14 protein-coding genes and 1 pseudogene are annotated in these 12846 nt (G+C 68.7%); 12 read left to right on the forward strand and 3 right to left on the reverse strand.

Annotated elements, in window-relative coordinates; translation table 11 throughout:
- The first annotated feature begins 22 nt into the window (after nucleotides 1-22).
- Complete coding sequence (locus ACFVUH_RS24140; RefSeq protein ID WP_387915298.1) at nucleotides 23-592, forward strand: hypothetical protein; 570 nt, start codon at nucleotides 23-25, stop codon at nucleotides 590-592.
- A 13-nt stretch (nucleotides 593-605) separates the two neighbouring features.
- On the opposite strand, the gene ACFVUH_RS24145 is transcribed toward ACFVUH_RS24140, so the two are convergent.
- Nucleotides 606-1544: a glycosyltransferase family 2 protein gene (locus tag ACFVUH_RS24145; RefSeq protein WP_387915315.1), complete on the reverse strand. Its 939-nt coding sequence runs from the start codon at nucleotides 1542-1544 to the stop codon at nucleotides 606-608.
- A 446-nt stretch (nucleotides 1545-1990) separates the two neighbouring features.
- Between ACFVUH_RS24145 and ACFVUH_RS24150 the strand changes: the two genes are divergently transcribed.
- From ACFVUH_RS24150 to ACFVUH_RS24170, 5 genes are all read left to right on the forward strand, one after another.
- Complete coding sequence (locus ACFVUH_RS24150; RefSeq protein WP_387915299.1) at nucleotides 1991-3205, forward strand: helix-turn-helix domain-containing protein; 1215 nt, start codon at nucleotides 1991-1993, stop codon at nucleotides 3203-3205.
- Nucleotides 3206-4433: 1228 nt separating this feature from the next.
- Nucleotides 4434-4589 carry a hypothetical protein gene (locus ACFVUH_RS24155; protein WP_387915300.1) on the forward strand — a complete coding sequence of 52 codons (156 nt, stop codon included), beginning with the start codon at nucleotides 4434-4436 and terminating at the stop codon, nucleotides 4587-4589.
- Nucleotides 4590-4594: 5 nt separating this feature from the next.
- Nucleotides 4595-5083, forward strand: a complete 489-nt coding sequence (locus ACFVUH_RS24160) for an NUDIX domain-containing protein (RefSeq protein WP_387915301.1) — start codon at nucleotides 4595-4597, stop codon at nucleotides 5081-5083.
- Between the two features lie 521 nt (nucleotides 5084-5604).
- Entirely contained in the window at nucleotides 5605-6510 is a 906-nt protein-coding gene (locus ACFVUH_RS24165; RefSeq protein ID WP_387915302.1) for a radical SAM protein, read from the forward strand.
- 34 nt (nucleotides 6511-6544) lie between these two features.
- Nucleotides 6545-6904: a hypothetical protein gene (locus ACFVUH_RS24170; RefSeq protein WP_387915303.1), complete on the forward strand. Its 360-nt coding sequence runs from the start codon at nucleotides 6545-6547 to the stop codon at nucleotides 6902-6904.
- 90 nt (nucleotides 6905-6994) lie between these two features.
- Here ACFVUH_RS24170 and ACFVUH_RS24175 read toward each other — a convergent pair whose 3' ends face one another.
- Nucleotides 6995-7234, reverse strand: coding sequence for a GntR family transcriptional regulator (locus tag ACFVUH_RS24175; protein WP_387915304.1), 240 nt, complete (start codon nucleotides 7232-7234; stop codon nucleotides 6995-6997).
- A 1179-nt stretch (nucleotides 7235-8413) separates the two neighbouring features.
- Here ACFVUH_RS24175 and ACFVUH_RS24180 point away from each other — a divergent pair.
- Both ACFVUH_RS24180 and ACFVUH_RS24185 read left to right on the forward strand, forming a co-directional pair.
- Nucleotides 8414-8743: a hypothetical protein gene (locus tag ACFVUH_RS24180; protein WP_387915305.1), complete on the forward strand. Its 330-nt coding sequence runs from the start codon at nucleotides 8414-8416 to the stop codon at nucleotides 8741-8743.
- 483 nt (nucleotides 8744-9226) lie between these two features.
- Nucleotides 9227-9724 carry a hypothetical protein gene (locus ACFVUH_RS24185; RefSeq protein WP_387915306.1) on the forward strand — a complete coding sequence of 166 codons (498 nt, stop codon included), beginning with the start codon at nucleotides 9227-9229 and terminating at the stop codon, nucleotides 9722-9724.
- A gap of 646 nt (nucleotides 9725-10370) precedes the next feature.
- On the opposite strand, the gene ACFVUH_RS24190 is transcribed toward ACFVUH_RS24185, so the two are convergent.
- Nucleotides 10371-11126 (reverse strand): GntR family transcriptional regulator, encoded by a 756-nt coding sequence (locus ACFVUH_RS24190; protein ID WP_387915316.1) that lies wholly within the window; start codon nucleotides 11124-11126, stop codon nucleotides 10371-10373.
- A gap of 359 nt (nucleotides 11127-11485) precedes the next feature.
- Here ACFVUH_RS24190 and ACFVUH_RS24195 point away from each other — a divergent pair, with 359 nt between their 5' ends.
- The 4 genes and pseudogenes from ACFVUH_RS24195 to ACFVUH_RS24210 all read left to right on the forward strand — a co-directional run.
- Nucleotides 11486-11725: a hypothetical protein gene (locus tag ACFVUH_RS24195; protein WP_387915307.1), complete on the forward strand. Its 240-nt coding sequence runs from the start codon at nucleotides 11486-11488 to the stop codon at nucleotides 11723-11725.
- Nucleotides 11722-11967: a hypothetical protein gene (locus ACFVUH_RS24200; protein WP_387915308.1), complete on the forward strand. Its 246-nt coding sequence runs from the start codon at nucleotides 11722-11724 to the stop codon at nucleotides 11965-11967. The genes ACFVUH_RS24195 and ACFVUH_RS24200 overlap by 4 nt, the downstream gene beginning before the upstream one ends.
- The gene (locus ACFVUH_RS24205) at nucleotides 11964-12509 is read left to right on the forward strand and encodes an RDD family protein (RefSeq protein WP_387915309.1); all 546 of its coding nucleotides are present in this window, start codon (nucleotides 11964-11966) and stop codon (nucleotides 12507-12509) included. The genes ACFVUH_RS24200 and ACFVUH_RS24205 overlap by 4 nt, the downstream gene beginning before the upstream one ends.
- Nucleotides 12506-12846 (forward strand): annotated as a pseudogene (locus ACFVUH_RS24210) (hypothetical protein); the annotation flags it as partial. The gene ACFVUH_RS24205 and the pseudogene ACFVUH_RS24210, both read left to right, overlap by 4 nt.

Raw genomic sequence — 12846 nt, forward strand, 5'->3', positions numbered from 1 at the left:
AGGCGTCCGCTGGAATGCGGCCATGAGTGTGCACGACGTCGCCCGACGGCTGCCCGCCGTCCCCGCCCCGCGCGAGCTCTGCCGCGCGTCGGCCGCGGCGGAGGCCCTTCTCGCGCCGGACGACCCGTACCGCCGGCACGGCTTCGCCGCCGACGAGGCGCCGGGCCGCGACGTGGCCTGGATGGACAACGGCGCCGGGGACTCCTACGCGATCGTCTTCACGGCCGACGGCGCGGTGGCCCTGGGCTTCGACCACGAGTCGCCGCTGAGCCCGCACGCGGGCGACGGCACGGTGTGGCCGGGCGTGCTCGACGCGGTGCCGGAGGTGTTCCGACCCCTGCCCGGGGAGGCGGCCGGCGACGACGTGCCCGATGTGACGGTCTGTCTGTGGCGGGAGGCCGGCGACGATCGGTGGCGCACCGGGGACGTCCGCTTCGACCCCGCCGACGGCGAGGACCCCGACGGCGCCGACCACCTGTTCCAGCTGCTGGTCGACGGCACCCCGGAGGCCTTCCGCGACGGGGCCGAGGCGTACGACGAGCGGCCGGTGGACCTCGACGCCGTCCGCCTGGAGTACCGCGGGCCGCGCTGACGCCGAGCCGGCGTCAGCGGCGGCGGGCGGCTCCGGTGAGGGTGCCGGCGGCGATGTGGGAGAGCTTGGCGACCTCGAACGCCGGGTAGGCGCCGCCCGCCAGCAGGGAGAACTTGACGCCCTCGCGGCCGGCCGGGCGGCGGTGGCCGGGGGGCTGGAAGCGGCGGTGGTGCTCGGCCGCCCGGTGGAAGAACTGCGGGCGCTCGGCGCGGGCGACGCAGCCGGCCAGCTCGAAGACGAACAGGTAGTGGCGGATCATCCGGGTGAACAGCGCCTCCCGGACGGCGTCCGGGGAGCCCAGGACGTCCAGCAGCGCGAAGGTCCGCTCGTACTGGTCGAAGACGTCGAAGCTGCTGTCGCCCGGGGAGCCGGTCGGGTGGACGGTCTCCCGACGGCGCAGTTGCACGCAGGCGCGCGGCAGGACGGCGATCCGGCCGGCCGTCAGCATCGCCCGGTGCACCGGCGGGATCTCCTCGTAGCGGCCGTCGGGGAAGGTGAGGCCCTGCTGGTGCCAGTGCGCGCGGCCGACCAGGCGGTCCCAGATCAGCGCGGGCGCGCCCAGCAGCTCCGGGCGCTCCAGCGGGCCGAACACCTCGGGTCCGGCCTCGGCGAGCAGCGGCTCGGCGGCGCCGGGCCAGTCCCGCCCGGCGTGCTGCCGGGTGTGGCCGAAGAGCAGCAGGTCGACCGGGCCGGTCACGGCCACCCGGTCGGCGAAGGACCGCAGGGCGTCGCGGGCGAGCAGGTGGTCGGCGTCGAGGAAGAGCAGGTACTCGCCCCGGGCGTGGCCGGCGCCCGCGTTGCGGCTGACGCCGACGCCGACGGCCGCGTCCAGGCGCAGCACGGAGACCTGGGGGTGGCGGGCGGCGTAGCGCTCGGCGAGCTGCGCCGGGCACTCGGGGGAGCGGTCGACGACCACCAGCGCCTCGAAGTCGCGGAAGGACTGGGCGAGCAGCGACTTCCCTTATACATACTTTGCCCATGGACGCTTGGATTCAAACCCCCACGGGGGTATAGCTTCGCTGGTCAGAGCCCCTTCCACGGATCACCCGGTGCGGGCCGGCGGGCAACCCACGAGGTGGCGGGAAGCTTTGGGCGGGGTCCTGCCGGTGGTGGGGTCGGGCATGGCCGGGGGGCCGTAAGCTGTTGCGACTCGGTCAGGGCTCTTTGGGCCTGACCGCAATTTGGCCGAGTGGCCCCCCGGGTTTGCCCGACGCGGGCCCCGCCAGTGGTGGGTGCGTAAAACTTCCCGCCACCGGCCGCAACCAGGGCGCGGCAGCCTCCGAGCCCCGGGGCGCAACATCAGACGGCGTCGAACTCGCGCGCCACGCGTCGGCCGGGAAGACCAGCGTGGGACCGGACGAGTCCAGAGCGCGGCTGCTGAGGCGTACTGTCGAGTCTATGGCTAGCGATCACCTCGGCGACCGGTTGGCACGTCTGCGCCGCATGGCGGGTTTGACGCAGGAAGGCTTGGCGGAAGCATCCAGTGTTTCCGTTGACGTGGTGCGGAAGTTGGAGCAGCACCGGAAGCAATCTGCCAGACTGCCAACTCTCCACGCTCTGGCTAAAGGGCTTAGCATGGAGCTTACGGCGTTGCTGGGCGATCCTCCGGCGGTCCCGTCCACGGGTGATGCTGATCCGCCGGAACTGGTGGCTGTCCGCCGCGCGATCATGCCTCCACTGTTCTCGCTAGCACCCGAGCCGGATGGAGCCGACCGGCTGTCTCTACCAATGCTCCGGGCCGAGATTGCGGAAGCATGGAGCCTCTACCACGCGGCAGACTTTGGGCGGGTGATGGCCGTCCTTCCCGGCATACTCGCTGACGCTCGCTTGGCTGCCGCCGTTGGCCAGGGACGCAGCCGATTGGCAGCCCAACACGCTCTGGGTAAGGCGCTTCAACTCGGCGGTCACCTGTCAATTCGCTTGGGAAAAACGGATCTTGGACTGTCAAGCTTGGAACGGGCCGTGACGGCGGCCGACTCTTCCGAGGACCCACTGCTGTCCGGAATGATCTACAACTCTGTGGCGTGGGCATACCAGCGACAGAACCGACTGACTGACGCGCAGGCCCTAGCCGTTCGCGCTGCCGACGCGGTCGAGCGGGAACATGTGACCAGCGCTGAGGGGCTACGCGTATGGGGTGGGTTGGTTATGTCGGCTGCCACCAGCGCGGCCCGCAGCGGCGACTACGACGGTGCGGCAGACATGATGCTGGTGGCGGAAGCGGCAACGGCTCGGCTTGCTCGGTTGCCGGCTCCCGCTGACGGGCGCATGGTGAGTGTCTTTAGCCGGTCGTCCGTGCGCATCGAACGGGTTCGCCTGGCTGTCCAGCATGCCCGGCCGGAGGAGGCGTTGACGCTGGCCCGGGGGACACGGCTCAGCATGGACACCCCTGTGTCCTGGAGAACGTGGCTACTGCTGGACGTAGCACGTGCCTATGCAGACGTCGGGGATGCTGCCGGGGCTGTGTCGACGCTGGAGAAGCTGCAACGGGTGGCCCCCGGCTGGATGCGACACCACACCCTCGCGGTGTCCATTGTTGCGGACCTGTGGGCCGGACCCGTTCGACCGGCGGGCCTGCGGAAGCTGGCTGAGGCGCTCGGCGTAGCCGATTAGTGCTCAGAAGTAGGACGTTCCATCCCTGTTGGCCACTTCTTTGCCGAGCAATCCTGTTCCTGCGGCCACGGAGCGGAGTGGATTCAATGGCAACGCACAGAACGCGCCGACAGAACACCTATGTTCCTGAAGTCGGCGAACTTGTTAGGGACTTGGCGCATGGCGGGCGGGTCGGTGTCTACATGGGCACCGAGGGCGGAGAACTTTTCCTCCGGCTCCCCAAAGGCGGGGCCGAGTGGACGGTCAAGCCCACCCAGATCGAGCCGATCGACTCGGCCGCGTGAATCCCGCGGATGTCCTGCCCGAACGTGGGTGGGTGGACGCGCGGTGCTTTCGATGCGACGCGGTCACCGAGGTTGCGCCCGCAGTTGTGTTCTGGGGCCGCACCCTGCCGTTCTGTCGCTCCTGTTTCGAACGCGGAGCCCGCTGGATCAACCGGGCCGGTCTGCGTGCCGACCTGTACAACCACAACCACCCCGTCCCGACGTAGCCAGGAACGGAGCAACGCTGAACGAACCGCCCAAGGACTCGTCCAACACGTCCAACACGTCCGACGCGTCCGGCAGTGACCGCCAGGGCGACACGGCGCCCGTCCCGGCCCCGGACACCCCGGCGCCGGAGCGCGACCGGCCGACCGCCAGTTTCCACAGCAGTTAGCCCCCCAAGACCCCCGCCCCGCACCGCATCCGACACCCGGTGCGAGGGCGGGACCCAACCCCGGTCCGCTGCTGGTTAACCAGCGGGCCGGGAGTCGTCCGGGCCGCCCATGGCGGTGATCCGACGGGCGACACCCCGCTACAGCGCCAGCGGGGAAGGCTCCGCCCGGCTCGGTCCCCCACAACGGGGGCGGGCGGAGCCACACACACTCCCGGAGTAGGTACATGGAGTGCGCCGACCTCCGGGCGGGTGCCGGGACGACTGAGCGTCTTGTCCGTGGGCACCCAATTGCCCGCCCCTGACATGGGTTGTTTGTCCGGGGGCGGGCACCCAAGCCCCCGGCCGTTTCTCGCGACCAGCGGCCGGGACCACTCCGTCCGTCCTCCGTCCCCAGCGTGGGGCGGGCGGAGCCACGCAAACCCCCGGAGAGGGCAGGGAGCAACCTTTTCGGGTCGGGCCGCTCCGGCCGTGCGTTGCACGCCGTGAGCGCCCACTTGCCCGCCCCTGACATGGGTCGTTTGTCCGGGGCGGGCACCCTCTACTGACCATCGCAAGGAGACGAGCTTTCCGCATGGCGCTCGGTAAGAAAAAGCAGGACATCACGCGCAGGACGGACACGAAGGCGACGGCGAACAAGAAGAAGCAGGGCGCCGACAAGGGGAAGTTGCTGGACAAGTTCTGGGACAAGAGCAAGGGCAACGGCGACGACGACGAGAAGAAGGACTAGCCGCCATGGGCGCACCTCCTCCCGCTCCGCTGGCCCCTCTTCGGCTCGGCGCGCAGATTCTCCTGCTCAACCCGGTTGCCACGTCCGTTCTGCTGGTCCACCCGACCTACCGCACCGATTGGATCCTGCCGGGTGGCGGCGTCGAGCCCGGAGAGTCCGTGGCCGATGCTGCTCGGCGCGAGCTGCGCGAAGAGCTGGGGCTCGACAGGCTGATCACCCATGGCCTGGTCGTCGACCAGGTGCCGTACAACCCCCACACGGGCGCCCCCGCCGGCGTGAACATCGTGTGCGACGGCGGGGTCGTGAACACCGCTGGTGCCCTGGTGCCGCCGATCGAGGCTGCGGCGGAGATCCGTGCCGTGGAGTGGGTGCCGCTCGACAACTTGTCCGACCGTTGCGAGCTGTTCATGGTGCGTCGCATCCGAGCTGCCGTGACCTCAGTCCTGTACGGAACGCGCATCCCGCTTCTGTACTGGGGCGAGCCGGCCGTTTAGGAGACGCAATGCTCACCCCGCGACCGCGATACGCCGAGCCGACCGCACCGGACGCGTACGAGAGCATCGAGGGCCTGGTTTGGGCGCGTGCGTTCGAGGACTACGACAGCCGGTGCCGGTGCCCGTGGCGGCGGTACCGAGGATGTGTCGACGACCTACCCCTGCCGCCCCGCCTGGGCCTGTACGTCCACCACGACGGACGTCGCGGGAACCTCATCGGTCGGTGGCGCCGACACGACCCGACCACACTCATGGTCGCTCAGACGGCCGTGGTGTTCGCGCACTGCAACGCGGACGGCCGGACTTTCGAGTGGGCGCTGAAATGCGCGTCGCTGGGCCCCGCCGCGTAGCACACAGACCCCCGCCCCTGGCTGTCATGGCTGATTGCCCAGGGACGGGCGCACAGCCCCCGCCCCGGTGACGGGACAGGACGGACCCGGACGACCGGGGCGGGGCCGCACCGCCAGCGAGACACCGCCGACCGATCCAAGTCGGCGGCCGACTCTACGGAGGGAGCACCAGTGGCCATCACCACCATCGAGGCCGGTTTGACGCCCCACTCCCCGGCCCCGCTCAAGTTCGTGTGGCTGGAGTTGACGGGGCTCTGCAATGAGTCCTGCGACCACTGCTACGCGGACTCCGGGCCGCAGGGTACGCACGGCACCATGACTCTGGACACCTGGCGATCCGTGATCGACCAGCTCGCCACCATGGGCACCGAGAGCGTGAGCGTCATCGGCGGGGAACCGACCCTGCACCCGCACATCGGCGAGCTGATCACGCACGCCCACGAGCGGGGCCTCGGGGTCGAGGTCTTCTCGAACATGACCTACATCACGGACTCGCTGTGGACCGTGCTCAAGGCGACCGGTGCCAGCCTCGCCACGTCCTACTACAGCGACCAGGCCGACGAACACGACACCATCACCCGTCACCGTGGGTCGCACCGAAAGACCCGGGCGAACGTGGCGAAGGCGGTCGACCTCGGAATCCCCATCCGTGGCGGGGTCGTGACCGCTCTGCCGGGGCAGCGCGCACACGAGGCGATGGCTGATCTCGCAAGCCTCGGGGTCGTGGAAGTCGGCGGCGACCGGATGCGCGCGTTCGGGCGAGCGAGCCAGGGCGCGGCACCACAGGTCAAGGACTTGTGCGGGCACTGCGCACATGAGAAGTGCGCCGTCCTACCGTCCGGTGACGTCGTGCCGTGCGTGCTCGGCCGCTTCATGCCGGTCGGCAACGTGCTCGACCAGCCGCTCGCCGAAATCTGGTCGGGCCCCCGGCTCGCCGCCGCCCTCGCCGAGATCGAGCGCGAGTGCGACACCGCCCAGTCGTGCACGCCGCCGCAATTCTTGCCCACCTGTGGGCCGTGCCAGCCCTGTGTCCCCACCATCGGCCACTGCGACCCGCCCGGGGCGGCGATCGCCTAGGCTCGGAGCCCCAACCAGGTACCAAGGGAGCGGCATGGACGACCACGGCGACCACTATGGCGGGGACTGGACCCCGTGGCCCGGAGACGCGCCGAACGGGTGGCCGGCGAGGACCCCCGACGAGTGGTTGACCGTGGCCCGGTACGTCCGGCATGCCGCGAACAAGCTCGGCGACCCGTTGCCGCTGTGCCTGCCCGGTGAGCCGAACGAGTGCGGGCGCAGTGCCCAACAGCACGCGGTTATCTGGGGCTCCGAACTCAAGGCTAGGGCGCATCACGTGATCGAAACGGCGGTGCCCACGCGGGAGTACGGCGCATGGGCTGCGAAGACCCTGTTCCGCGGCAAGCTGGATGACCTTCGGGCGAAGCGGCCCGACGGGGCGCCGATAGAGTGAGACAGGGGCGCGGGACTGTGACTGATTCGACCCATGTCACCCCGCGCCCCTCGGCCCCGTCCCTCTGGTGAACTCCAGCAGGACTGGGCCCTACTCGCGTTCGGCAGGGGAAGTCACGAAGCTCCCCATGCCCGTACGGGTAACCACCATGCCGCCCGCCCGCAGGTGCGCGACTGCCTTGCGGACCGTCTTCCGGTCTACCCCAAACTCGGCGGTCAGCTCCACCTCGGACAGCTTGTCATCGGGTCGAAGCATGCCGGAAGTAATCCGCTCAGTGACTACCTCGGCGATCTGTTCCCACTTCGAGCGGGTTGGACTGAACTCAAACACGCCTCGACCGTAGCCGCGAGGGCCTACCAGGCATAGCCAAGGCTATCCATGGACAGGCATGGACAGGTTGAGTATCGTCGCCAACGAAAGAACCCCCAGCAGCCTGGCCGGGCCACCGGGGGTCAACCGCCGAGGCTTATAGGGAGCACTCGACATGTCTGACCTTACCTTCTGGGTTTGGTGCGTTGGGGCCGCTGGCTGCTTAGCTGCTGCTGCGGTCCTCGCGCTCTGGCTGACCCCTGACGCCACTCCCAAGGGGCGTCACCGGGCGACCGGGGACTCGATCCGGATCGACCTGAAAGGGCTCCGGGCCCCTGCGTACCACCACCGTCCCGCGCCGGTTGCGCCCCGTGCCGAACCGGCACCTCGACCCGCCGTGCTGCCCGCGCCGACGGTCGTGCCGTCCCTGGTCCCCACCCGGCAGGACATCGAATCCGCAGCGATCGAGCGGGAGCGGCGTGCCGTGCACGTTCCCGAGGCGATCGAGCCGGCACCCGTGACCGTGGTGCCGCTGTGGGAGCGGGATGAAGAGCGCCGTCGCGCTGAGCGCCGACGCGCCCTTGTGGCGGCTTCCAAGGGGCTTCCCGATCCCGGCTACTCGTATGAGGGTGCGCACGCCCTCACTGGGGCGGTGGCGTCATGACTCCGGCGACCAATCGAAAGCCGGTGTGTGGCGCTCGGAGCCCTGGCCGCACGTCTCCCTGCGCACTCGCCCCGTTCCACGGAGGTGGTCACGTGAACGCGCTTGGGGAAGGCTGGCCGCGCGTCGGTCCGGTCTACTGCGCCCGGTGCGGGAAGGAAGCCATGAGCCCGGTTGCGAGCGGCCATGAGGAGGCGGCGACCGGTCCCGGGTTCACCAGGTGGGTGTGTTCGCCGAACTGCCGCTAGCAGAACATACGTTGCCCCGCGCGGACCGTATCCGGGCGGGGCACTTCGCTGCCTGGACTTGCGGAGGGGCGGCTGGGCGTGGCTGAGACAGTGGCGGTGGCTGGCAACTGCGAGTAACTTGGACGGCTCGATCGGCCGTTGGCAGCCCCGGGAGACTTGTGCTCGGGGGCTTTCGCCTGTGTGTTCACCGTATGGCCGTGTCGCTGTCGGTGCGGTGTGGTATCGATTTTCAGACAGCCGATGCCCATCGGCGCGGGGGTGCTCGGGACGGGTATGCGGGGAGCGGCAGGCATGTCGAACTGGCGTGACGGCGGCGACGAGAGCGGGGACGTCTTCCTTGGCGGCGGGCCGACGGTCGAAGGGGTGGACTATGAGGCCGCCTGGCTTGAGGCCAGGGCCGCAGCGATCCATCTGAACTCGGTGCTCGCGGCGCTGGGGTTGCAGGGCGATGATCAGGTCAAGGCCCAAGCCGGCTGGTCGGACGACGGTCACGGCGTGGTGTTCCTGAGAGGAACGCTCTCGGGCGCGCGGAAGCTCGGCGCCACGCTCGACCGCATGGCGACCCGGGGCGGCGCTGTCGACGACGCGGATCCCAACCCTGAGACGTCGGCTGGTAGCTGATCACCATGCCGGGCTGCGTGTGGCCGTCGGGAGCCCGGCGCCCGGCCGGGACCGGCCGTCAGGCCGCATGCCCGGCCGGGGCGCCATGGGCGACCGGCGGCGCTGTGCGCCGCCCCTTGAGTGAGTGAAGAAAGTATTCGACAGCCTGAGAAAGGTCGTCCGGTAACCGGCTAGGTAGGGACTGGTTGCTCCACCTGATGCTGGTCCGGTCAGTTCCACCGTCGGACATGATGAAGATCATCTCGCGGGCAACGACCGTCATCACCAGGCGCAAGACCGACGGGCCCGGGGCGGCAGATCGGCCCCGCCGTGGGGTGGGCCTGACTCGGCGGCGGTCGGGTGATGCCGCCCTAACTGCGCTGGCATGAGGTCGGCATGGTAGACGCCCCGCACTGGGTTCGGCGATTCGCTTGCGCCTGCCCGTGCCCACCTCGGAGAATCTGGGGCAGATGCCGGGGTGGGTCCAAGGATCTGGGGAGGACGATGCTTGAGGCGGTTTTGATCTTTAGCCTTGGTGCGGGAGTGACGTTTCTACTGCTCGTGCTGCTGGTGCGCGTAATATGGGGAGTCAAAAGCCGCATAACCACCCTCGCCGTCTTCACTGCAAATACTGAGCGGCATTTGACTCGCGTGGTTGCCGAGAGCGGCAATTTGGCAGCATCGGAAAGTCAATCGACTGTCGACGCGCAGTTCAAATCTCCGACAATTAACGGTTTGATGATCTCTGGGGATATTCGGATCAACGCAGACCGTCTCGATATTCGGCAGTTTCTCCATGGGGATTCCGACGAGATTGCAACCCAATATGGCGAGCAGAGCGCGAATCTTGTCCGAATGGCTAGCGATCCGGACGCGTTGCTAGCTTCAAGCCATCTGGCCGAGGGGTTGGATTCTTTGTTTCGCACTCTGGGGCCTCCTCCGACGTCACAGGCCGGAGACGCGAAAGTGGTGCTGATTGGCGATGGGGGCGGGAAGCAGTGACGAGGGCACGACGCGATGCCGGCCGCGAGTTGAGCGGTCTAGACATTGCCTTGGAGTGGGGGAAGCTCCCGCCGGAGCACCTGGCCGCAGCGCTGAAGGCGCTTGAGCCGGAGCTCAAGCGTGCGCACGAGCTGCGAATGAAGCGCGCGGACATGGAGGAGCAGGAGCGGGTTGCGGCGCGCGAAGCGGAGGAGCGGCACGCGCAGCGCTCCTACCGCCTATACATGACAGGCCTCATTGCTGGTTTTTCGCTGTGTGCTGGAATGCTTGTTGGATCGGTTGTCGAAGCAGTCAACGGGCAAGCGGTATTGGCTGTGACGCTGGCAGGTCCCACCATGCTTGGTGTTGCATCGTTGTTCGTTCTTCGGCAGCGATCTACAGGCCAGGGTCGGCGTGGGCCTGGTCGCGTGCCAGCCATTCCTGGGCAGCAGGCCAACTCGGCTGTTCTGCCTAATGCTCAGCCACTGGAGCCGCTGCCATAGTCGAGGACGGGAAAAGGGTTGTGTATCGCGGGCTGATCGGTTTACATTAAACTATCCGGTCCGTTTTGGCGACTCAAATATATTGAAAGGCGGTCCGTTCAAATAGTGCGGACCGCCCTTTTCTTGCCATTGCAGCCTATTGATTCGACTCCTGCTAGAGCCAATTATCGGTTGACGGGGCGGTGGGTGATCGTGAGTTGGGTGGCTGCTGCGGTCATGGTGAGGGTTTCGAGCATGAGGGGGCGGGCGTCGGTCTGGGTGCGGGTGACGCGTTGGGAGACGAGGAGTGGGGTGTTCTCGGGGACGTGAAGGGCGGCGCGTTCGTCGGGGTTGGGCATGCGCGCGCTGACGGCCTCCTGCCATTCGATGGGGCCGTGTGCTGCGGCGAGTGCGGCGTAGGCGTCGGTGTTGAAGACCTCGGGGCGCTGGGCGAGCACGGTGCTGGTGATCTGTTCCATGGGCAGCAGGCCTGAGTAGCGGGCCCGGACTCCGCTGGACTCATGGGTGTAGAGCCGCTGCACCAAAAAGGCGGCTTCCCCTTCGTCGGTCTCCAGGGTTGCCGCCGCGCTGGGTTCCAGTCGCACTCGATAGACCGTGGGCGTCTCGGCGTCCTGCCAGCCGGCCGGGCAGTGGTACTGATCGCCGTTGCAGATGACGGTGCGCTGAATGTTGATCGTCGCGTTCTGCTCGGGCTGCGGTCCCCGGACGAACGTGCCGCGCCCCTGCTGGACGTCGAGCAGTCCGTCCGCCCGTAGCTCGGCGACCGCTTGGCGGACGGTGGGTCGGGAGACTCCGTAGAGGGCGGTCAGCTTGTCCTCGGTCGGGATCTTCTCGCCTGGCTTCCATGCGCCCTTGGCGATGGCCTTGCGCATCTCGCTGGCCACCTGCTTGTAGAGCGCTTGTCCTTTCACAACCGCCACTTCGGCCCCCTCGGCCCCATTGGTGACGGGTCGTTCGCATCCGTCACGTTCGTTTTCCAACGGACATCGGCGCTGCTCAAGCCGCGTGCCGCGACCTAAATTCAGCAGTCGTCAGGATGATTGCCCTTGCGTCCGGCGTCAAGGGGGCTCATCATCGACCTCCCGCACAATTCATCATGACGACTGACCTATCTGGGGGGTCGTCCGGGAGGGGTGAGTAGGGCATGACCTTGAAGAATCTCCCGTTGGACGCCGGGCGTCTGGGTGTCGCTCTGTGCGTTTCCGTGGAGGCTAAGACCGTTCCCGAGACGGGTGAGGTCAAGGCGGACCGCGATGGGGTTCCGGTGTGGACGGTCGGGGTGGCGGTGCGGCCGGAGGGTCGGCGGACCGCGCTGATCGAGGTGGCGGTCAGTGGCGAGCCCACGGGTGTGATGGTCGGTCAGGTGGTGAGCCTGGAGGGCCTGGAGGCGTTCTGGTGGGAGATGAACGGGCGCGCGGGCCTGTCCTACCGGGCGGACTCGGTGGTCCCGGCCCCCGCCCCGGCGCGTGCGGCCCGGCAGTCGGCTGATCCCCGTGCCGTTGCTGGGGGCTCGGAGTGAGCAGGGCGGATCGCACCTGGCTGGACCTTCGGGAGCGGTTGAACGACCTGGGGGCCTTCGCGGAGGAGATGCGTCCGGACATGGACTGGGGGCGGGCGCGGTTCCTGTACGCGATCATCGCGCCGATGGCGGAGGACGCCGCGCTGCTGGCCCGGGACCTTGAGGGCGAGCTGTACGTGCTGGCGGCCAAGCACGGGGTGATCCTGCCCCGGTCGGACCCGGGCGACGGTGAGAGCCGGTGAGCGAGGAACGGTGGAAGGCCCTCGTCGGGCCGGGGCGGGCGAGGAAGGAACCTCGGCCGGCCGTGCCGGGGATAGCGGACTGGAGTACCCGGGCGTGTGCCTTCCTTCTGGAGGTCTCGATCGCCGGGGGGATCATGACGACGTACACGGCTCTCCTGTACTACGCGCGCCCGCCGTTGGCGCTGCTGCAAGCCGTCGCGCTGCTGCTGGGCGTGCACCTGGAGCCGGTGTACCGGTTCCTGTACTGGGCGCTGCCGCTGGTGTTCCTGGTGTGGCAGTGGGCGGTGCGGGGGCGGACGGGTCAGTCGCTGGGGCAGCGCGTGATGCGGATCGTGACGGTGGATGAGGACACCGCGCGTCCGCTGGGCCCGGCCCGATCGATCGTGCGGAGCCTGCTCCACGTGGTGGATGCGGCGCCGGGGTTCTTCGGGTTCGTCCGGCCGCTGGTGCATCACCGCCGGCAGACGTGGGCCGATCAGATCAGCCGGTCGGTGGTCGTGGACATCGATGTGATCAACCAAATCGCGGAGGTGAGGAAGTGAGCACGATCGAGATGGCGGCCGGGGCGTCGGCGCCGCCGGTGGTGTGGGCGGCGGGTGCGCTGGGGGCGGTCGCGCTGCTGCTGGCGGTGGTGTCGCCGGTGCTGCGCAATCGGGTGCCGAATGTGTGGTGGCCGTTGTGCGGGTACCCGGTGGCGGTGCTGCGGTTCTACTGGTCGTGGCGCAAGCTGGCGGACCTTCAGGGCCTGTCGGTTCCCCGGCGTCCCGCAACCGCCCTGCTCGGGAACGTGGTGGTTCAGGGGCGGGCGTTGAGGCCGGTCAAGCCCCGTGCGGGGATGCCTCGTTGGCGGCGTGGCGGGATGACGGTGCGGGTTCGTTT

This window comes from Kitasatospora sp. NPDC058032, assembly GCF_042885845.1.
Classification (GTDB): Bacteria; Actinomycetota; Actinomycetes; order Streptomycetales; family Streptomycetaceae; genus Kitasatospora.

Bases quoted from the DNA above. Each gene is read 5' to 3' on its own strand.
- ACFVUH_RS24140 (WP_387915298.1), top strand. From the start codon at position 23: ATGAGTGTGCACGACGTCGCCCGACGGCTGCCCGCCGTCCCCGCCCCG.
- ACFVUH_RS24150 (WP_387915299.1), top strand. From the start codon at position 1,991: ATGGCTAGCGATCACCTCGGCGACCGGTTGGCACGTCTGCGCCGCATG.
- ACFVUH_RS24155 (WP_387915300.1), top strand. From the start codon at position 4,434: ATGGCGCTCGGTAAGAAAAAGCAGGACATCACGCGCAGGACGGACACG.
- ACFVUH_RS24160 (WP_387915301.1), top strand. From the start codon at position 4,595: ATGGGCGCACCTCCTCCCGCTCCGCTGGCCCCTCTTCGGCTCGGCGCG.
- ACFVUH_RS24170 (WP_387915303.1), top strand. From the start codon at position 6,545: ATGGACGACCACGGCGACCACTATGGCGGGGACTGGACCCCGTGGCCC.
- ACFVUH_RS24180 (WP_387915305.1), top strand. From the start codon at position 8,414: ATGTCGAACTGGCGTGACGGCGGCGACGAGAGCGGGGACGTCTTCCTT.
- ACFVUH_RS24185 (WP_387915306.1), top strand. From the start codon at position 9,227: ATGCTTGAGGCGGTTTTGATCTTTAGCCTTGGTGCGGGAGTGACGTTT.